The sequence below is a fragment of the Pseudomonas sp. B15(2017) genome (assembly GCF_002113215.1).
In the GTDB taxonomy this organism is placed as follows: domain Bacteria; phylum Pseudomonadota; class Gammaproteobacteria; order Pseudomonadales; family Pseudomonadaceae; genus Aquipseudomonas.
In genome coordinates, this window is sequence record NZ_NEJZ01000026.1 from 57,246 (window position 1) to 77,424 (window position 20,179).

Sequence of the window (20,179 nt, forward strand, 5' to 3'; positions counted from 1 at the left end):
TATCGCACAGCTGCGCCAGCCGATAATCCGCGCCATCGTTTCCTTCAGAGGTTTTCAGATGCAGTCGTTTGATGAAGTGAGTGCTGCGCCGGCCCCGGTCGCCCGGCCTGGTTTGCGTTTGTTGCTGTTGCCGCTGGTGATCATGGCCGGCATGGGTTTGTCGGTGGAGGCCGGATTGCTCGGGCCCTTGGGTGAGCAGGTCGGGCATTTGTGGGCGACCTTGAGCATCTTCGGGGTCGGGACGGCGATTCTGTTTTTGTTGTTGCTGTTTGCGGGGCCACAGAAGGGGCCGGCGCTGACCGACTTGCCGCGCTGGCAGTTGATCGGCGGATTTCTGGGGCCGATGTACGTGGTGGTGTTGACGCTGGCCACGCCGCATATCGGCATCGCCATGACCATGATCGCGATTCTGTCCGGGCAGGTCGGCAAGAGTGTGCTGATCGACCATTTCGGCTGGTTTGGCGCCACGCGCAAGAAGGTCAACGGTGAACGGTGGCTGGCGTTGGGGTTGATTGTGGCGGCTTTGGTTTTGATTGCGCGGGGGTGAGTGATGAGTCTGGTTATTTTGTTGGCGGTGGTGGTGTTGGCCGGTGCGGTGTTGAGTGTGCAGGCGGCGATCAACGGGCGGTTGGGGGAGACCGTTGGGGTGCTGCGCAGTAGCCTGTTGACGTTTGCGGTCGGCGCCGTGAGTACGGGGCTGCTCATCCTGTTTTTCGAACCGGCCCAGGCGATCAGCCTGCTGGACGTACCGAAATGGCAGCTCAGCGGTGCACTGTTCGGCGTGGTGTACATGATGGTCATGGTGGGTGCGGTGCCGCGCATCGGTACTGCGGTGGCGACGGTGGCGGTGATTGTCGGGCAGTTGGGAATGGGGATGTTGATCGACAATTTCGGTTGGCTGGGCAACCCCGCCATTGAGCTGTCGGGCGCGCGGATTCTGGCGATGGTCTGCCTGGGGCTGGCGCTGGTGTTCATGTATCGCAGCAGTGTGCGGCAGGCGGACTGACAGCTTCTACACTGGTGGTACGACCTGCTCTTCAGGTCTCAGACAACCACCACCGAAGGAGTCTGTCCCATGCCAGATAGAAAATGCGATTGCCCGGGCTGTAATTGCAAGATCAAGGAAGGCGACCACGCTTATGTGGCGCACGGTAAACACTATTGCTGTGAAGCCTGCGCGCATCACCATAAGGACGGTGAAGCATGTACCGGCAAGGGATGCCACTGCGCGCATCCTAAATAACGCAAGCCATGAAAACGTGGAGCCTAGTCAGGCTCCACTTCCAGTTTCAGGCTGTCATCGTCCAGCCGTTCGACATGGCGGACAGTCCCTTGCAGCCGACGGCCTTCAACGCTGACAACGACGGTTTTGGCTTTTTCGAGGTCTTGCGGCAAGGGCGCCGGCACGCGCAGGGAGAAGCGGAAGGGATCATTTTCGACGGGCTCCAGACCCACCGGACAGTCGACGCTTCGGGTCATGCGGCCAAAGAGCGTGTCCAGACCATAGTCCAGGTGCGCCGGGCTGTTGATGGTTGTCATGTGTGTTCCCCCGAAATAATCCCCAGCTGCGCGCAAGCTTAGCTTGCCGGACGCCACGTCACGTTTTCCACGCCGAATTTTTCTGCCATCGGCTTGCTGGTCTTTTGCACTTTCTCCCGGCCGAAACGCGGGATGCGGCCGACCCCTGCGTCGCAGCTTGCCCAGTGCCACGCCTCGGTGTTGTCCATTCTGTCCGAGCGGATAATGAACGACTTGGGCGCGCCGTGAAGGGTGTATTCGATGACAAACAGTTTTGCGTTGTTCATAAAGCCGGTCTTCCTCCCTGTGGTAATAGAAGGATCGCTGGGCATCGGGAAAATTCACTCGGATTGTCCGACGGTATCTATCAATGGCGAGGGACCGGGCTGACTGGTTACCATGACGCCTTCGCCAATCCCGATGAATGTTCCACATGGCCCTCGCCGCACCTCCTGACCTCACTGACACCGATGTGCCCGTACAGCCGCTGGCGCGCACCTATCCGCGCGGGTTGTTCATCGAGCCGCACGAGCATGTCTGGGGCCAGTTGCTGTATGCGATGAGCGGGGTGATGTGGGTCGAGACGCCGCACGAGGCGCTGGTGGTGCCGCCGCAGCGGGCGGTGTGGTTGCCGCCGGGGGTGCCGCACGGGATTCGCGTGGTGTCGGATTTGCAGATGCGCAATATCTATCTGCGCCCGGCGCTGGCGGCGACGCTGGATGAGACGGTGCAGGTGATTGAGGTCGGCGGTTTGCTGCGCGAGTTGATCGTCGGGCTGGTGGCGCAAGGTGACAGCGGAGATGCCGAGTATTACGAGGCGCTGGTCGGGCTGGCGCTGCTGGAGCTGAAACGTGCAAGGCGTTCACAGCTGAAGATCCCGTTGCCGGACGATGCAGACCGGCGGTTGATGAGTCTGTGTCAGGCGGTGATGGCCGCGCCGTCGCTGGACATTCCTTTTGAGCAACATGCCGAGAACGCCGGGGCCAGCGTGCGCACCCTGGCGCGGTTGTTCAAGGAAGGGCTGGGCATGGGCTTCGCCGAGTGGCGGCGTCAGGTGCAGTTGGCGACGGCGGTGGCGGAGTTGATCCAGGGCGTGCCGGTCAGCGCGATCGCCCGTGAGCTGGGTTATTCGCCGAGCAGTTTCAGCGACATGTTCCGCCGGGAGCTGGGTGTCGCGCCTTCGCAGTTCGATGGCGGGCCGCTCGCCGGCTGATTTGGCCGAAATTCAGAAGTCCTTGGCCGGTGCCGGTCGCAGCCTTTCCCTAGACTTCGCCCATTCCCTTTGTGTGGCGGAGTGATCCCATGAATTACCTGATTTCACTGGGCGTCGGTCTGGGTGTCGGCCTGCTGTATGGCGCGCTGGATGTCCGTTCTCCGGCGCCGCCGACCATCGCGCTGGTGGGCCTGCTGGGCATGCTGGCGGGCGAGCAGTTGTGGCCGATGGGCCGGCAACTGGTCAGTGGCTGGCTGTTCTGAATCCTGTCTTTTCCTTCGGTGGAGATTTCCATGAAAGCACTGCAATTCGATAAAACCGGCGAGCTGTCGTCCCTGCGCTTCGTCGAGGTGCCGACGCCGGTGCCGGGGGCCGACGAGGTGCTGGTGCAGATCAAGGCGGCGGGCCTCAATCCCAGCGACGTGAAGAACGTGCTCGGGCGCTTCCCGTACACCACGCTGCCACGTATTCCCGGTCGGGACTTTGCCGGTGTGGTGGTCGAAGGGCCGCAGGCGTTGATCGGTCAGGAAGTCTGGGGCACCGGGCGTGAGCTGGGCTTTTTTGCCGATGGCTCCCATGCGCAGTTCGTCAAACTGCCGGCCAATGGCGTGGCGCACAAGCCTTCGCATTTGAGCTTCACCCAGGCTGCCAGCCTCGGCGTGCCTTACACCACGGCGTGGGATGCACTGGAGCGCAGTCTGGTCAGTGCCGAAACCCGTTTGCTGGTGATCGGCGGCGGGGCGGTGGCGGCGGCGGCGCTGGCGTTGGCCAAGGTGCGCGGCGCGCAGTTGCTGGCGGCAGCGCGGCGTCCGGAGCAGGTCAAAGACTTGCAGGCTCAGGGTTATCAGACGATTCAGCTGGATAAACCCGAGGATCTGGGTGCACAGGTCAACGCGGTGTATCGCGGTGGCGCCGATGTGATCTTCGACACCACCGGTTTCTGGCTGCCGGCCTCAGTCGCGGCATTGGCGCCCTTCGGGCGGATCGCGATCATCGCTGCGCCGGTGGACGGGCATGTGCAACTGCCGGCACTGGCGCTGTATCGCAAGGGCGGTTCGGTAGTCGGTATCAACTCGTTGCTGTACGGCGTTGAAGCCTGCGCGGCGATGCTCGAGCAGTTCGGCCGGTTCTTCGACGAAGACCTGCTGCCACTGCCGCAAGGGCTGGTCGAAGCGCCTCTGGCCGAAGGGCAGGCGCGCTATGCGGATGTGAATCAGGGCAGCGGTGACAAAGTGATTCTTATCCCCTGATCGTCGCTGTTATTCATGTCATCACATAGCCCTGTGGGAGCGCGTTCGCACCCACAGGGCTTTGTGGGTTTCAGGACTGCGGGACGCCGTTCTCCCACGCCGACCAGTTTTTCAGGATGTCCTGCACCAGCGGATTCCCCGTGCGATAGAGGTTTTCCAGGGCCGGCACAAATCCGCCCTGATCGGCGTACTTGAGCAGGTTGTCCACTTCGCTGCCACCCGGCGCCGGGCGGTCGAAGTCAGAGCCGGCGCGCACCACGGCGAGGCGCTGCACGTCCACCAGGCCCTCGCGGCTGGCGCGCAACAAAGCCTCGTAGGTGGAGTTGTCTTCCTGTTGGGTGGTGCAGTACTCGCCCTTGTTGTCGGTCAGCAATTTGGTCCAGACCTCGGCGCGTTCGCTCAGGCGTGTGCCGGAGAACCAGGTGTTGCCCGCCAGCGTGTCGCAACGGGTGACCACCGGCGGCTGATTGGCCGGTGCTGCCGGGTATTTCAGGCGCCATTCGGCCGACTCTTTGCTTTCGCTCAGTTTGACCTTGTGGCTCAGGGCGAAGGCCTTGGCTTGCAGTTTCGGGTTGAGTTCGAAGACTTCGGTCTTGTAGTCCAGCGGTGGTTTTTCGTTCGGGCCTTTGGTGTTGATGCCGAGGTAACCGGTCGGCCAGCTCGAGGGTGCATCGCGCGAGTCCAGTTCCCACTGGGTGCCGAATTCGACCAGATAATGCGCCCACGCAGCGGTACCGATGGTCCCGTGTTTCGGGCTGATGCCGGCAATCCCGGCAATCAGGAAGTAGCTTTTGCGCAGGTCGAATTTCGGCGACAGCGCCAGTGCCAGGGTTGAGGCGGCGGCGTTGGTCTGGCCCATGCCGGTCGTCATCAGGCACACCTGCTGCGTGTTGCAGCGAATCGTCGGGTACTCGGCCGACAGGCCCGGTACGCGGATTTCCTGCTTGAGTTCGAGGCGATCGATCCAGTGCTGTGCCTCCGGGGCGAACATGGTGATCAGCACCACTTTCGGTTGAATCGGTGCCTCGGTCGCCCACGCGGGGGACGAGAGCAGGGCGGCAGCGGCCAGTGATACACGCGTCATTGCTTTCATGTTTGCTCCTTGATTCAGAACTGATAACCGATGCCGGCGTAATAACCCCAGCCATTGGAACGTGCGCGGAAGTTGCCGTCGCCGAAGTTCAGCTCGCTGCCGTCCTCCCAGTTGCCGCCGTTGTGGAAGTAACGGCCGACCAGGGTGAAGCGCAAGTGGGTGAACGAGTACAGCAACACGTTGGTCGCCACCGTGGCATTGGCGGTGCGCGCCGGGTTGTCCTTGTGCAGGTCCGAGCCGAAATCGAAGTTGGTAAAGCCGATGTAGGTCAGCGACGCACCGTTGCTGAATTTGTCGATCGGCACGATGTACTTGAGCTGTGCGCGGTAGCCGTCCCACGAGTATTCATTGCTGGCGCCGTAGTTTTCCCACTGGTAGCGCCCGTACAGGTTAGCCGACAGATTGACCCGCGAATGGGTGTCGATGTCGGTGCCTAAACCGCTGTACAGCGTGTTGGCGCGATTCTCTTTGCGGCTGCCGTGATCGTAGATCCAGTCGAACGCCACGTACCATTCCTTGAACGGCCCGATGGCCAGGCTGCGGCCGGCGAGGTAGTCGATGGAGATGCGCGGTTCGTGCTCCATGAACACCGGCGAACCGTGGTCCCACACACCTTTGTCGTGGCTGTTGCCGATGTTGAAGATTTTCGGGATGTCGATGTAGCCGTACAGCTCGAACGGGCCCTTGCGCCCGAAATACTCGTATTCCAGGTAGATGTCGTCGGCCGGTTGCGGGCCGAAGCTGATGTCCTTGCTGCCGATCAGGGTCAGGTCCTGGTTGTACCAGTCCGACAGGTATTCGCCTTTTTTCGGTGGGCTGACTTCGGGGCTGAGGGCTTCGCCCTGGGCGGATTCTTCGGGCAAGGCAGGTTGTGCCAGTGCTGTCTGGCTGAGAACTCCGGTAACGCCGGCCAGTAGGAGGGAAACAGCAAAGGTACGCATACCGCGACGGCGGTGGCTGGAAGAAATGTGCATTCAAAGTCCTTTTTGTGGATCGGCCCCGTAACGGCGGGGTGGTGCGATTGTGGAGGCAAAGTGTCGGGATTGACGCTTCGCAAACGTTTGCACAAGTCATACCAGTTTTGCGCGCGCACCTGATGGATCCTTATTCCTGAAGGCTCTATCACAAAAGTATTAATGCCATTTAACCAATGTTCCATTGCAGGGCATCAACTAGCGTCTTTGGGGAATGAGACGGTTGGAAGACCGTCGCGCTCTTGATGCGCGTGTTCGATTTGCCTGCCGTTGCGCGCTTTCAAGGATGAAATTGACCACGAAAGGAGTATCCCGTGGAAGCAAGGTTTGGTGTCGCCCTCGTTTCGCGTTTTTCCCCGCTTTCCCTTGCTGTGCACCTGAGCGTTGCCGGATTTCTGTTCGGCGGTGTCAGTGCACCGGCGCTTGCAACCTGTTCCACTGCCGGATCCACGGTGACCTGCACCGGGGTGCCGAGTCTGCCGCTGTTTCTCAATGACTTCAGCAGTGCCAGCAACGGCCTGACGGTCAACGTCAACTCGGGCGCGCAGATGAACGCGACGCTCGGCGGCAAGGTGCTCAACCTGACGGGCGTCAACATCAGCCTGAACAACTCCGGCACCATCGACCCTGCATTGCTGGGCCTGGTGTCCGTGCTCAGCGGCGGCGCGTTCATCGGAACGGGCGCCTCCAGCACGGTCAGCGTGCTCAACAACGCCAGCGGCCTCATTCGTGGCACCGGCATGTTGCTCGGCCTCAACCTGACCAGCATCGATGGCCTGGGGATAGGGGTCAACAATGCGGCGGCCGGCACCACCACCATCACCAACAACGGGACGATCACCTCGACCGGTCTGTCGGTGGGCGGGATCACCCTGGCCGATACGCCGGTGGTGGGTGTGTATGGCGGTTCACAAGTCGTCATGAACAACAGCAGCACCGGCACGATCAACGGCCGGGTGGCCTTCGAGACATCGGCGGCGGGTAATACTTTCACCAACGCCGGTAACATCACCGGCAGCGTGTCGATGGGCGCGGGCAGCACCAATACGTTCTACGCGATCACCGGTTCGAGCGTAAACGTCGGTGACGGCGTGCAAGTCACCGTCGGCCTCGGCGGCCTGATCGGCATCAACCTGACCTTCGCCCCGACCGGTACGATCGATGGCGGTGCAGGTGGCACCAATACCCTGATTCTGCAAAACCCCATAGGTGTCGGCGGCGGCACCACCGGTTCAGGCACGGCGTCCAGCGCCACCTATGTCAACTTCAACAACCTGACCCTCAACAGCGGCACCTGGACCCTGCAGGGACCGTTGGTCAGCGGGGCGACGACCCTCAATGGCGGTGTCGCGCTGTTCAATGACAATGGCGCGTTCGGCAGCGGTGTATTGACGTCCAATGGCGGCATCCTGCAGGCCAGCACTGCCGGACTGAACATCAGCAACCTGATCTCGCTGGGTGCCGGCGGCCTGACGGTGCAGGGGACCAACGCCACAACGCTCAGCGGCGTGCTGTCCGGCAGCGGCGGCCTGACCAAGATCGGCAGCGGCCAGCTCAACCTCAACGGGGTCAATACCTACACCGGCAGTACCGTGCTCAATGGTGGCGTGGTGCAGGTGGGGAACAATCAGGCCTTCAGTACCGGCGGCATTACCGTTGGCGGCGCGTCGAGCATTTCGGCCTCCGGCCCGATTTCGTTGAACAACGCGCTCACCCTCAACAGCACACTGACGGCGACCGGCACCGGGGCCCTGACCCTGGGCGGGCTGATCAGCGGCGCCAGCGGCCTGACCAAGACTGGCAGCGGCAGCCTGACGCTCAGCGGCGCCAACACCGGTTACAGCGGCACCACGACCCTGAGTGCCGGCACCTTGCGCGTCGGCAACAACAATGCCTTGGGCACCGGGGTGCTCAACACCGCCACCGGCACCAGCCTGGACAGCACCGCCAACGTGACGTTGGCCAACAACATCGGCATCACTGGCGCGTTGAACGTGCTCGGCAGCAATGCCCTGACCCTGTCCGGCATTCTCTCCGGCACCGGCGCGATTACCAAGAGTGGCACGGCCAGCCTGACCCTGACCGGCAACAACACCAACAGCGGCACCACCGCGCTCAACGGCGGTACCTTGCTGGTCGGCAGCAACACCGCCCTCGGCACCGGCGCGCTGAATGCGGCGGCGGGTACCACGCTGGATGCGACCACGGCGGTGACCCTGGCCAACGCGGTGGCGCTGGCGGCGGACCTGACCATTGGCGGAACGCAGGCACTGGGCCTGAGCGGGGTCATCAGCGGTGCCGGCAACCTGATCAAGAACGGCACCGCGAACCTGACCCTCAGCGGCAATAACACGTTCTCCGGCGGTACGACGCTGAATGCCGGGACGCTGATTGTCGGTTCCAATACCGCGCTGGGCACGGGCGCACTGACCACGGCGGCGGGCACTACGCTCGATGCCAGCGCCACCGTGGCGCTGGGCAATGCCGTCGCGCTCGGCGGCAACCTGAACATTGCCGGCAACGCCAACCTGACCCTGGGTGGCGTGGTCAGCGGCAACGGCGGGCTGACCAAGAATGGCGCGGCCAACCTGATTCTCAGCGGCGCCAACACCTTCCTCGGCGGCACCACGTTGAATGCCGGTACTCTGACTGTCGGCAATGCCGGCGCACTGGGCAGCGGCAGCCTGACCGTCGCCAACGCCGCGACCCTGGACAGCAGCGCCGCCGTCAGCCTGAACAACGACGTAGCGCTCAACGGCAATCTGAGCATCGGCGGCAGCAATGGCCTGACCCTGGGCGGTGTCATCAGCGGCGCCAGTCAATTGATCAAGAACGGCACCGCCAACCTGACCCTCAACGGCGTCAACACCTTCACCGGTGGCACGGCGCTCAACGCCGGCAGCCTGACCGTCGGCAACGCGGCGGCTCTCGGCACCGGCACGCTCACCGTCGGTGGCTCGGGCGGCTCGCTCAACAGCAGCGCCAACGTCACGCTGAACAATGCGATTGCCCTCAACGCCAGCCTCACGGCCGGTGGCGCCAACCCGCTGACCCTCGGCGGCGTGATCAGTGGCGGCAGCAACCTGATCAAGACCGGCGCCTCGACGCTGAGCCTGACCGGCAACAACACCTACACCGGCAATACGGCGTTGAATGCCGGGACCCTGAGCGTGGGCTCCAACACCGCGCTGGGCACCGGTGTACTCAATGCGGCAGCCGGCACCACGCTGGATGCCAGCACCGCGACAAGCCTGGCCAACAACGTCAACCTCGGCGGCAACGTGACCCTCGGCGGCAGCAATGCCCTGACGCTCAATGGTGTCGTCGCCGGTGTCGGCGGCCTGATCAAAAACGGTCCGGCCGATCTGATCCTCAACGGCGCCAACACCTACTTCGGCAACACCGCGTTGAACGTCGGCAAACTGATCGTCGGCAGCAACATCGCGCTGGGCAGTGGTGTGCTGAATGCGGCCGCCGGCACTACGCTGGATACCAATGCCACCGTCAGCCTGGGCAACCAGGTCAACCTTGCCGGCGCGCTGAATGTCGGTGGCAGCGCCGACCTGACCCTCACGGGCACCGTTGCCGGGGCCGGCAGTCTGGTGAAAAACGGTGCGGCCAACCTGAATCTGAACGGCACCAATACCTACATCGGCGGCACTACCTTGAACGCCGGTACCGTGACCGTCGGCAACAGCTCGGCACTGGGCACGGGGGCCTTGACCGTCGGCGGTGCCGCGACGCTCGACAGCAGTTCCTCGCTGGCCAGCCTGGCCAACGCGGTTGTCCTTAACGCAGCGCTCAGTGTCGGCGGTACCCAGAACCTGGCCCTCGGCGGTGTCGTCAGCGGCGCCGGCCAGTTGATCAAGAACGGCGCGGCCAACCTGACGCTCAATGGCAGCAACACCTTTGGCGGCGGCACCACGCTCAATGCGGGCACGCTGACGCTGGGCTCGGCCGGTGCCCTGGGCAGTGGCGGCCTGACCGTCGGTGGCGCAGCAACGCTGGATAACAGCAGTGCGCTCAGCGTCGGCAACAACATCACGCTCAATGCCGACCTGACCGTGGCCGGCAACAACGGTCTGAACCTCAGCGGGGTGATCGACGGTGCGGGCAACCTGATCAAAACCGGCCTGGATGACCTCGCCCTCAGCGGCACCAACACCTTCACCGGTGCGCTGAACATCCTCTCCGGCAGTGTCAGCACCCTGACCGGCGGCGCACTCGGCAATACCTCCGGCGCCAACGTCAGCGCCGGCGCCAGCCTCAACCTCGGCAGCAACGCCAGCCTCAATGGCCTGAGTGGCAGCGGCGGCGTGCAGATCGGCGGCGGTAACACTTTGACCGTGGGCGGGGTCAGCAGCACCAGCACCTTCGACGGCGATCTCAGCGGCAATGGCGGTTTGACCAAAGTCGGCACCGGCACACTGAACCTGACCGGGATCAATGGCCTCGTCGGCAACACTGCCGTCAACGGCGGCACCCTGAACCTCAGCGGTTCGCTGGCCAGCGCCCAGGTCAGCGTCAATACCGGCGCGAGCGTCACCGGCAGCGGTTCGATTCTCGGAACCCTCAACGTCAACAATGGCGGCCACCTGGCGTTGTCTTCGGGCAATACCCTGTCTGCCGCGTCACTGGTTCTGGCTGCCAACAGCAATATCGATGCGAACCTCGCGACGCCATCGACCACCTCCCTGATGAACATCGGCGGCAACCTGACACTCGACGGCAATCTCAACGTTACCGATGCCGGCGGATTCGGCGTCGGGGTCTATCGCTTGTTCAACTACACGGGGGCACTGACCGACAACGGCCTGACCGTGGCCGGTGTACCTGTGGGGTTTGGCCTGGGCGATCTGGTGGTGCAGACCTCGGTCGGTAACCAGATCAACCTGTTGGTGTCCGCGCCGAACGCCAATATTCGCTTCTGGGATGGCAGCCAGACGATCCCGAACGGTACGGTCGATGGCGGCAGCGGAGCATGGGATGCCGTCAACACCAACTGGACCAACGTCAACGGGACGCTCAACCAGAGCTGGGCCGGCGACTTCGCGGTGTTCCAGGGCACGGCGGGCACGGTGTCGGTCAACGGCACGCAGCTGTTCACCGGGATGCAGTTCCTCACGGACGGCTACAACGTGGTCAACGGTACGTCGGGACTGCTGACCGCCGTCAACGGCAGCGGCGGCACCACGGCGATGCGGGTTGATCCGGGCGTGACTGCCACGGTCGGCGTGAACATTGACGGCAGCGGGATTCTCAACAAGCTCGACAGCGGCACCCTGGTGCTCAACGGCGCCAACAGCTACACCGGCGGCACGCAACTCGATGGCGGCACCCTGGTGGTCGGCAGCAATACAGCACTGGGCAGCGGCGCGCTGATCGCCAACGCCGGAACGCAACTCGACAGCAACACCGCCGTGACCCTGACTAATGCGACTACGCTGAACGGTAACCTCACCGTGCTCGGCAGCAATGCGCTGACCCTCAACGGTGTCATTTCCGGTACCGGTGGCTTGATCAAGAACGGATCGGCCAGCCTGACGCTCGGCGGCAACAACGCTTTCCTCGGCCCGGTGGCACTGAATGCAGGCGGTCTGATCCTGGCGTCGAACGCGGCGCTGGGCTCCGCCACCCTGAACGCGGCGAACGGTACCACCCTGGATGCCAGCGGCGCCGTCACGGCGGGTAATGCGATCAACCTGGCAGGCAACCTTGGCGTGGTCGGCAGCAACGATCTGACACTCAGCGGAGCCATCAATGGCGCCGGCAGCCTGACCAAGAACGGCGCAGCCAATCTGATCCTCAGCGGTGCCAACAACTTCCTCGGTGGCATCACCCTCAATGCCGGCACTCTGACCGCCGGCAGCAACGGCGCCCTCGGTCTGGGCAACCTGACCGTGGCCGGCGCGTCGGCGCTGGACAGCAACACCTCGGTTTCGCTGGGCAACAACGTGGTGCTCAACGCCAATCTGACCAACACCGGCAGCAGCGACGTGACCCTCGGCGGTGTGGTCAGCGGAAGCGGGGCACTGATCAAGAACGGGGCCTCCAACCTGACCCTCAACGGCATCAACACCTACAGCGGCGGCACCACGCTGAACGCCGGCACCGTGACCCTCGGCACCTCGGCGGGCTTGGGTTCCGGCGCGGTGACCGTGGCGGGCGCCTCGACTCTCGACAGCACGGCGCCGCTGGTGCTGGCCAACAACCTTAACGTCAATGCCAACCTGAGCGTGGCCGGCAACAACAACCTGACGCTCGGTGGCGTGATCGCCGGCGCGGGCACATTGACCAAGAACGGTCTGGCCGACCTGACGCTGACCGGCAACAACACCTTCAGCGGTATCTTCGACGTGCAGGCCGGCAGCCTGACCACGCTGGGCAACTCGGCGCTGGGCAGCAACGCCGGGGTCAATCTCGGCGCTGCGGCGACTCTCAACCTCGGCGGCTCCGGCAGCCTCGCCAGCCTGACCGGCAGCGGCACCGCACTGATCGGCGGCGGCAACACACTGAGCATCGGCGGTAACAACGCCAGCAGTATTTTCGACGGCGTGCTCACCGGCACCGGCGAACTGAGCAAACTCGGCACCGGAACGCTGACCCTGACCGGCCTCAACAGCCTGACCGGTAACACCACGGTCAACGCCGGTACTTTGAACGTCAGCGGCTCGCTGGACAGCGCCAATGTGCTGGTCAACAGCGGCGGCACCCTGACCGGCGGCGGCTCGCTCGGCGGGGCCGTGACCGTGGCGGACGGTGGCCATCTGGCCGGCGCTACCGGCAGCACGCTGTCGGTGAATTCGCTGGTGTTCAACGCCAACTCCAACTTCGATGTCGGCCTCGGCACACCGGTGGCCGGTGGCGGCAACGCGCTGGTCAACGTCGGCGGCAATCTGACCCTCGACGGTTCCCTCAACGTCAGCGATATCGGCGGATTCGGCAGCGGCGTATATCGCCTGATCAACTACACCGGTGGCCTGACCGACAACGGCATGCTGATCGGCACCGTGCCGGGCAGCGTCACGCCGGGCGACCTGACCCTGCAAACCGCGCTGGCCAACCAGATCAACCTGCTGGTTACCGCACCGGGCGTTACCGTGCAGTTCTGGGACGGCAACCAACTTGTCGCCAACGGTTCGGTGGATGGCGGCAGCGGCACCTGGGGCACCGGCACCACCAACTGGACCGACGTCAACGGCAACACCAATCAGGCCTGGAGCAACAGCTTCGCGGTGTTCCAGGGGACGGCGGGCACCGTCACGGTGAACGGTGCGCAAACCATCACCGGCATGCAGTTCGTCACCGATGGCTACAGCCTGCAGAACGGCACGGCCGGTTCGCTGAATCTGGTCAACGGATCGCTGGGTAACGCGACCGTGCGGGTCGACCCGAACGTCACCGCCACCGTGGGCGTGGCGCTCAACGGCGCCGGCACACTGGGCAAGTACGACACCGGCACCCTGGTGCTCAACGCGGCCAACGGTTACACCGGCGGCACCGCGCTCAACGGCGGCAAGATCGTGGTCGGCAATAACTCGGCCCTTGGCACCGGCGTATTGACCGCCGCCAACGGCACGGCGCTGGACAGCAACACAGCGGTCAGCCTGGCCAACGCCGTGGTGCTCAACGGCGGACTCACCGTCGCCGGCTCCAACGCATTGACCCTCGGCGGTGTGGTCAGCGGCAGCGGCAGTCTGATCAAGACCGGCGCATCGAGCCTGACCCTCAACGGCAGCAACACTTACAGCGGCGGTACTCAACTGTCCGGCGGCTCGCTGATTCTGGGCAACAACAGTGCGATCAGCAGCGGCGCCCTCAGCGTGCTGGGCAACGGCACCCTGGACAGCACCTCTGCACTGCAACTGGCCAACGCCATCAACCTGGGGGCGCAACTGACCCTGGCCGGCAACCAGGACACCACGCTGATCGGCGCGATCACCGGCAGCGGCAGTCTGGTGAAAAACGGCAGTGGCGACCTCGTCCTCAGCGGCGCCAACACCTACAGCGGCGGTACGACGCTGAACGGCGGCAGCACCCGTGGCGACACCAGCAGCCTGCAAGGCGCCATCGTCAACAACGCGACGCTGACCTTCGAGCAGAACAGTGACGGCAGCTACACCGGCAATCTGACGGGCGCCGGCACACTCAATAAAACCGGTACCGGCGCCTTGCTGCTGACCGGCAACAATACCTTCACCGGCAACACATCGGTGCAGGCCGGTTCGCTGAACGTCATCGGTGTGCTCAACAGTGCCAACGTCAATGTCGCCAGCGGGGCGAAAATCGGCGGCAGCGGCGTATTGGCAGGCGCCGTACAACTGGCCAACGGTGCGACGCTGACGGGCGGCGGCACTGCAACGCCGTTGTCGGTCGGTTCGCTGGTGTTGTCGTCGGGCACCAACCTGGACTTCTCCCTGGGCTCGGCTGCGAGTTCCACCACGGTGGTCAACGTCGCCGGCAACCTGACCCTCGACGGCACGCTGAATATCAGCAACGCCGGCGGTTTCGGCACCGGGGTCTATCAACTGTTCAGTTACGGCGGCAGCCTGACCGACAACGGTCTGGTCTACGGCAGCCTGCCGGTGTCGGCGGCCAACCTGACCCTGCAGACCGCGCTGGCCAATCAGGTCAACCTGCTGGTGCAGAACACGCCGGGTGAAGTGCAGTTCTGGAACGGCGGCACCACCAACCCGGATGGCAGCATCGGGGGCGGAAGTGGCGTGTGGGGCCCGGGCACCAACTGGACCGATCCGAGCGGTACTCAGGCGCTGGCGTCGAACGGTCAGTTCGCCGTGTTCGGCGGGCAGAGCGGGACGGTCACCGTGCAAGGCAATCAGAACTTCACCGGGTTGCAGTTCCTCGCCAGCGGTTACAACCTGGTTCCAGGTGCTGGCGGTACGCTGACCCCGGTCAACGGTCCGGGCGGCAGCCTCGCGCCGGTGCGAGTGAATGCCGGTGGCAGCACGGAAATCTCCGTACCGCTGGTGGGCAGTGGCGGCATCGAGAAGCTCGATTCCGGCACTCTGGTTCTCAGCGGGGCCAACACCTACAGCGGCGGCACCACCGTCAGCGGCGGTACGCTGATCGGTAATACCCTCAGCCTGCAAGGCAATATCCTCAACAACGCCTCGCTGGTGTTCCAGCAGAACGCCAATGGTCAGTTCAACGGACGCCTGAGCGGTGTCGGAGCCATGGCCAAACGCGGTGCGGCACGCTTGCTGTTGACCGGTAATCAACCCTTCAGCGGCACCGTGGCGGTGGATCAAGGTGTGCTGCAAGTCGGCAGCCGCGCGGCGCGAGCCTCTCTCTCCGGGCAGGTCACCGTGGCCAATGGCGCAGGCCTGAGCGGGAATGGCAGCGTCGGTTCGGTGGTCAACCATGGCGTGGTGGCTTCCGGTGGCGAGGACGGCACCTTGAGTGTCGCCGGCAACCTGAGCAACGCCGCCGACGGTGTGCTGGCCCTGACCGTCAGCTCGCCGACCGCCACACCGCTGGCGGTCGGTGGTAGCGCCACCCTGGGCGGCGGTCTGCAGGTCAACAGTCTGGCACCGTTCACCGGCAATACCGTGTACTCGCTGATCACTGCCGGTGGCGGGGTGACCGGCACCTTCAGCACCGCCGATCTGCCGCAATACGCGTTCCTGAATACTGCGCTGGTGTACGACGCCAACGCGGTGAATCTGGTGGTCAGCCGCAACGGCAACTCGTTCGTCGACGTCGCCGCCACCCGCAACCAGCGCAACACCGCTTCGGCGTTGATGCGCAACGGCGCGGCGGGCAGTGCGTTGCAGGGCGAAATCGTCAACCTCAGCGTGGCCGGGGCACGCAACGCCTTCGACAGCCTGTCGGGGGAAATTCATGCCAGCACCGCCAGCGCCATCCTCGAGGATTCGCGCTACGTGCGCGACGCGGTCAACGACCGTATGCGCCAGCCATCGTGCAGCGCGCCGGACGATCCACGCCGCGCCCTGGCCCCAAGCGACAACCAGCTGAGCAGCAACGGCTGCCACGGCGAAATGGTCGGTTGGGCCCGTGCCCTCGGCGCCTGGGGCGAGTCGGACGGCGACAGCAACAGTGCGAAACTGGATCGCAACCTGAGCGGCTTCATGCTCGGCACTGACAAGCAGCTCGACGACCAGTGGCGCGTCGGCATGGCCGCCGGTTACACCCGCAGCGATCTGGATGCCCATGACCGTCGCTCGGATGCCACGGTCGAGAGCTACCACCTGGCGGCGTACCTCAACTCGCAATTCGACGCTTTGGCAGTGCGTCTTGGCGCGGCGTACAGCTGGCACGACATCGAAACCAAGCGCGATGTCAGCGTCGGCGCCTACAACGACCGGTTGAAGGCCAATTACGACGCGCGCAGCGCTCAGGTGTTCGGTGAAGTCGGCTATGCCATAGAAGCGGCCGGAATTGCCCTGGAACCGTTCGCCGGTCTGGCGTACGTCAACTACGACAGCGACAAGGCCAAAGAGAAGGGCGGAGCAGGGCGTCTGCGCGCCGAGTCCGATCAGGACATCACCTTCTCGACCCTGGGCGTGCGCGCCGGCAAGGTCATCACCCTGGCCAACGGCGGGCAATTCACCCCGCGTGCGGCGCTCGGCTGGCGGCATGCCTTCGGCGACACCAAGCCTGACGCCGACCTGACCTTCATCGACGGCGGCGCCTCGTTCAACACCCAGGGCGTGCCGATTGCCAAGGACAGCGCAGTGGTCGAAGCAGGCGTGGACTTCCAGATCAGTCCGACCGGCAAACTTGGCATCGGCTATTCGGGACAGCTGTCGAACGAGAGCAACGACCATGCGATGACCATCAGCTTCAGCCTTGGGTTCTGATTCAGGAGCGAAGCACTTCAGCCGCCCGCAAGGGCGGCTTTTTTTTCCCGATCACAGCCAGCGGCAGTTGCCTTCACCGGCACTTGGATCTTGCTGTAGGAATTTGCTGAAACTACAGGTCTGTTTCTGGCATCACGGACATGTCCTACACGATTAAACGATTGTCCTGACTGCGTCGAACCGTAGACCCACGCAAAGTCCCGAGCCTGAAAAAGGTACAGGGAAATGTGGATGTTTGGCGCCAGCACACCCGTTGTATTCACACTCGAAATAGAGGGTTTTCCCCACGACCTTCAGGTCTTCGAATTCCGGGCCAGGGAAGCGCTCAACCAGACCTACGAGGTCGAACTCGAGCTGGTCAGCGAACGCCGCGACCTTGATCTCGAATCCCTGCTGCACCAGCCAGCCTTTTTGTCGTTCTGCCCGGACGGCTCTGGCATTCACGGCCAGATCCATCGGGTCGCCCAAGGTGACTCTGGCACACGCCTGACCCGCTACCAGATTGTTCTGGTGCCTCATCTGGCCTATCTCGCCCATCGTCATAACCAACGCATTTTCCAGCATCAGAGCGTGCCGCAAATCATCGCTCGTGTGTTGAGTGACCATGGCATGCAGCCGGATGCCTGGTGCTTCCAGCTCAGCGCCGAATACCGGCCTCGCCTGTATTGCGTGCAATTTGACGAGACGGACCTGTTCTTCATCCAGCGCTTGTGTGAAGAAGAAGGACTGCACTTTCATTTTCAGCACAGTCGCGATGGGCACCTGCTGGTATTCGGTGATGATCAGAGCGCCTTCCCTATGCCGGCTGCACCGACGGCCTATGCACAAGGCAGCGGCATGGTTGCCGAAGCGGCGGTCATAGACCGCTTCAACGTCCGCCTGGAAACCCGCACCACACACGTCAGCCGCCGTGATTACCACTTCGAAAAGCCAACCGTGCAACTGGACGCCGAAGCCAAAGAGACGCGGCTTCCAGTGCTTGAGGATTACCGCTTTCCGGGTCAGTTCGCTCATCGTGACCGGGGTAGACATCTCAGTCAGCGTGCCCTTGAGCGGCATCGCGCCGATTACCGTCAAGCCCGGGGGCGCAGCGATCAGAGCCTGCTGCGCAGTGGCAGTTTCGTCGACATGAGGGAACACCCACGCGACGATTACAACGGATTATGGCTGCTGACCAGCGTCGATCATCTTGGCCGGCAACCGCAAGTGCTGGAAGAGTCAACGACCGACCTCGCTACCGCAGACGGCTTCACTCAGGGCTATCGCAACCACTTCGTTGCGACGCCCTGGGACGTCATTTTTCGCCCCGCCCTCGAACACCGTAAACCCCGAATCAACGGCAACCAACATGCCGTGGTGACCGGGCCGCCCGGCGAAGAGATTTACTGCGATGCCTATGGTCGGGTGAAAGTCCAACTGCTGTGGGATCGCGAAGGCCAACTCAACGAACAATCCAGTTGCTGGTTACGCGTAGCTACAGGTTGGGCTCATGACCAATACGGCAGCGTGCAGATTCCGCGCGTCGGCATGGAAGTGCTGGTCGGGTTCACCGAGGGCGATCCGGACAAACCGTTCGTCCTGGGTTGTTTAGCCAACGCCGTGACGCCAGTGCCGCTGGATCTGCCAGCGGAGCAGACCCGCAGTATCTGGCGCAGCCAGAGCAGCCCCGGTGGCGGTGGTTACAACGAACTGCGCATCGAAGACAGAAAAGGCGCGGAAGAAATCGCCATTCGCGCCCAGCGTGACTTCGTCCAGCTGGTGCTCAACGACCAGCGTGTCCAGATCGACAACCAGAGCACGGTGGTGGTGGGCGGGGTGGCCAGTCATGAATTGCGCAGCGATGAACACCACCTGACACACGGCAATCGCCTGACCGAAATCAAGCAGGACGATCATCTGTGGGTGCAAGGCGACCGCCACATTCGTGTCGCCAGTCAGCGCCTGAGCGCGGGCCAGCAGATCCATATTGGCGCAGGCCAGCAAGTGGTCATCGATGGCGGGACTCACGTGACGATCAAGGCCGGCGGGCATTGGTTGACGCTGGGGCCCGAAGGCATTTGCAGCAGCGTGCCGATTCTGCAGGGCGGCGCACCTGCGCCGGGAATGGCGGCGGAACCGTTGGTGCCTGGGGCGTTGCCGTTGTTGAAAGTGGCATTTGATCTGATTCGGCAACGCCACGCCCTGGTGTCTGCGCGCGCCTCGCGTTGCCTGATCTGCGAGGCTGCCAGCGCGTGAGCCTTTTGACTGATTTGCCTGACGATTTGCCATGGACCCGACAACAGGCTTTTTTGCTGCTGGACGGGGCGACGATCAGTGATCTGCCAACGCGGTTGAGGCAGATCAGCCCTTCGGTCAGCACATTGGCTCTGTATGACCAGCCACCCTTCGCGGCACTGCGCGATCTGTCGCCTCTGCTCGTGGCCATCGAGCGGGCTGACGAGCCATTGGCACGGTTCTTCCTGCAACACGCGGCGCAAGAGTGGGGCGTGCTGTTGTTCAGCTGCGCGCCGATGCACAGCGTTGGCGAGCATTTGCGCAAACTGCTGAGTGTCGAATTGCCGGCCGGGCAATCGGCGCTGTTGCGGCTGGCCGATGCCGGGGTGGTGCATGCGCTGTATGCCAGTGGCGATCAGCGTTTGTTCGGGCCCTTGACCTGTGTGGTGACGGCGGACTGCGTCAACGATGCCTGGCACATCCATCGGCCTCGGCAGGCTGAATGTCCGGAGCTTCCTGTTCCTTATTGCCTGAACCCTGAACAGAACGCGGCGCTGGATCAGGTTGATCGGCGCCGAGCGCTGCTGGATCTGGATGCGCACCTGTTGAAGCACTTTTCCCGATTCCATGTCGGAGAGAGCCTGACCCAGCGCTGGCCAGCGCTGCAGCAAATGGAAGCCGAGGCCAGCGCGCTTGGCCTGCTCAGCCGATCAGAGTTGTTCAACTACGCCAACCTGTTGGCGTTGCTCGACAGCCGCGATATCGCCCAACACCCGCAAATCCACCACTTGTTTCACACGCCATCGCTGCAATCACCGGGCGAGCGTATCGCGCTGGCCGTTGATATGGCGCAGCGTTGGGCCCGTCAAAGGGAACGCCCATGACCCATCCCGCCATCCTCGACGCTGCCGCCGCCTCGAAAGCCCCCATCGTTGCGCCCGCAGCTTGCCCGCTGCAACAAACCCATGTGCAACTGTTGCCGTTGAGCTACGGCCTGGTGGAAAGAGCGTTCGATCCGGGCACCGAATTGAAATTGCCGTACACCTTGACCGCGCGCCCGCTGGGCATCCGTCGTC

14 protein-coding genes are annotated in these 20,179 nt (G+C 63.5%); 10 read left to right on the plus strand and 4 right to left on the minus strand.

The window, feature by feature from the left end; translation table 11 throughout:
• The first annotated feature begins 58 nt into the window (after positions 1-58).
• From CAF73_RS28255 to CAF73_RS28265, 3 genes are all read left to right on the plus strand, one after another.
• Positions 59-547 (plus strand): DMT family transporter, encoded by a 489-nt coding sequence (locus CAF73_RS28255; RefSeq protein ID WP_085705228.1) that lies wholly within the window; start codon positions 59-61, stop codon positions 545-547.
• A gap of 3 nt (positions 548-550) precedes the next feature.
• A complete protein-coding gene (locus CAF73_RS28260) occupies positions 551-1,006 on the plus strand; it encodes a DMT family transporter (protein ID WP_085700428.1) in 456 nt (151 codons plus the stop codon).
• A gap of 69 nt (positions 1,007-1,075) precedes the next feature.
• The gene (locus CAF73_RS28265) at positions 1,076-1,243 is read left to right on the plus strand and encodes a metallothionein (protein WP_085705213.1); all 168 of its coding nucleotides are present in this window, start codon (positions 1,076-1,078) and stop codon (positions 1,241-1,243) included.
• A 23-nt stretch (positions 1,244-1,266) separates the two neighbouring features.
• On the opposite strand, the gene CAF73_RS28270 is transcribed toward CAF73_RS28265, so the two are convergent.
• Together CAF73_RS28270 and CAF73_RS28275 are read right to left on the minus strand one after the other, a co-directional pair.
• Positions 1,267-1,539 (minus strand): hypothetical protein, encoded by a 273-nt coding sequence (locus CAF73_RS28270; RefSeq protein WP_085700426.1) that lies wholly within the window; start codon positions 1,537-1,539, stop codon positions 1,267-1,269.
• Between the two features lie 38 nt (positions 1,540-1,577).
• Positions 1,578-1,805 carry a DUF6555 family protein gene (locus CAF73_RS28275; RefSeq protein WP_065259393.1) on the minus strand — a complete coding sequence of 76 codons (228 nt, stop codon included), beginning with the start codon at positions 1,803-1,805 and terminating at the stop codon, positions 1,578-1,580.
• A gap of 146 nt (positions 1,806-1,951) precedes the next feature.
• Between CAF73_RS28275 and CAF73_RS28280 the strand changes: the two genes are divergently transcribed.
• The 3 genes from CAF73_RS28280 to CAF73_RS28290 all read left to right on the plus strand — a co-directional run bounded on the left by CAF73_RS28280 (position 1,952) and on the right by CAF73_RS28290 (position 3,981).
• Entirely contained in the window at positions 1,952-2,731 is a 780-nt protein-coding gene (locus tag CAF73_RS28280) for a helix-turn-helix domain-containing protein (protein ID WP_170929772.1), read from the plus strand.
• Positions 2,732-2,820: 89 nt separating this feature from the next.
• Entirely contained in the window at positions 2,821-2,994 is a 174-nt protein-coding gene (locus CAF73_RS28285; RefSeq protein WP_085705215.1) for a DUF1427 family protein, read from the plus strand.
• 30 nt (positions 2,995-3,024) lie between these two features.
• On the plus strand, positions 3,025-3,981 hold the full coding sequence (locus tag CAF73_RS28290; RefSeq protein ID WP_085705217.1) for a zinc-binding alcohol dehydrogenase family protein: 957 nt from the start codon (positions 3,025-3,027) through the stop codon (positions 3,979-3,981).
• Between the two features lie 70 nt (positions 3,982-4,051).
• Here the strand turns inward: CAF73_RS28290 and CAF73_RS28295 are convergent, their stop codons facing one another.
• Both CAF73_RS28295 and CAF73_RS28300 read right to left on the minus strand, forming a co-directional pair.
• On the minus strand, positions 4,052-5,074 hold the full coding sequence (locus CAF73_RS28295) for a purine nucleoside permease (RefSeq protein WP_085705218.1): 1,023 nt from the start codon (positions 5,072-5,074) through the stop codon (positions 4,052-4,054).
• Between the two features lie 14 nt (positions 5,075-5,088).
• Complete coding sequence (locus tag CAF73_RS28300) at positions 5,089-6,048, minus strand: nucleoside-specific channel-forming protein Tsx (protein WP_085705220.1); 960 nt, start codon at positions 6,046-6,048, stop codon at positions 5,089-5,091.
• A gap of 314 nt (positions 6,049-6,362) precedes the next feature.
• On the opposite strand from CAF73_RS28300, the gene CAF73_RS28305 reads away from it, so the two are divergent.
• From CAF73_RS28305 to CAF73_RS28320, 4 genes are all read left to right on the plus strand, one after another.
• A complete protein-coding gene (locus CAF73_RS28305) occupies positions 6,363-16,889 on the plus strand; it encodes an autotransporter-associated beta strand repeat-containing protein (RefSeq protein WP_085705222.1) in 10,527 nt (3,508 codons plus the stop codon).
• Between the two features lie 231 nt (positions 16,890-17,120).
• Positions 17,121-19,124 (plus strand): type VI secretion system tip protein VgrG, encoded by a 2,004-nt coding sequence (locus CAF73_RS28310; RefSeq protein WP_085705224.1) that lies wholly within the window; start codon positions 17,121-17,123, stop codon positions 19,122-19,124.
• Positions 19,121-19,987, plus strand: a complete 867-nt coding sequence (locus tag CAF73_RS28315; RefSeq protein WP_085705226.1) for a DUF4123 domain-containing protein — start codon at positions 19,121-19,123, stop codon at positions 19,985-19,987. The genes CAF73_RS28310 and CAF73_RS28315 overlap by 4 nt, the downstream gene beginning before the upstream one ends.
• On the plus strand, positions 19,984-20,179 hold a 196-nt coding region (locus tag CAF73_RS28320), incomplete at its 3' end, for a hypothetical protein (RefSeq protein ID WP_139834884.1). The genes CAF73_RS28315 and CAF73_RS28320, both read left to right, overlap by 4 nt.

Bases quoted from the DNA above. Each gene is read 5' to 3' on its own strand.
- CAF73_RS28255 (WP_085705228.1), top strand. From the start codon at position 59: ATGCAGTCGTTTGATGAAGTGAGTGCTGCGCCGGCCCCGGTCGCCCGG.
- CAF73_RS28260 (WP_085700428.1), top strand. From the start codon at position 551: ATGAGTCTGGTTATTTTGTTGGCGGTGGTGGTGTTGGCCGGTGCGGTG.
- CAF73_RS28265 (WP_085705213.1), top strand. From the start codon at position 1,076: ATGCCAGATAGAAAATGCGATTGCCCGGGCTGTAATTGCAAGATCAAG.
- CAF73_RS28270 (WP_085700426.1), bottom strand. From the start codon at position 1,539: ATGACAACCATCAACAGCCCGGCGCACCTGGACTATGGTCTGGACACG.
- CAF73_RS28275 (WP_065259393.1), bottom strand. From the start codon at position 1,805: ATGAACAACGCAAAACTGTTTGTCATCGAATACACCCTTCACGGCGCG.
- CAF73_RS28280 (WP_170929772.1), top strand. From the start codon at position 1,952: ATGGCCCTCGCCGCACCTCCTGACCTCACTGACACCGATGTGCCCGTA.
- CAF73_RS28285 (WP_085705215.1), top strand. From the start codon at position 2,821: ATGAATTACCTGATTTCACTGGGCGTCGGTCTGGGTGTCGGCCTGCTG.
- CAF73_RS28290 (WP_085705217.1), top strand. From the start codon at position 3,025: ATGAAAGCACTGCAATTCGATAAAACCGGCGAGCTGTCGTCCCTGCGC.
- CAF73_RS28295 (WP_085705218.1), bottom strand. From the start codon at position 5,074: ATGAAAGCAATGACGCGTGTATCACTGGCCGCTGCCGCCCTGCTCTCG.
- CAF73_RS28300 (WP_085705220.1), bottom strand. From the start codon at position 6,048: ATGCACATTTCTTCCAGCCACCGCCGTCGCGGTATGCGTACCTTTGCT.
- CAF73_RS28310 (WP_085705224.1), top strand. From the start codon at position 17,121: ATGTTTGGCGCCAGCACACCCGTTGTATTCACACTCGAAATAGAGGGT.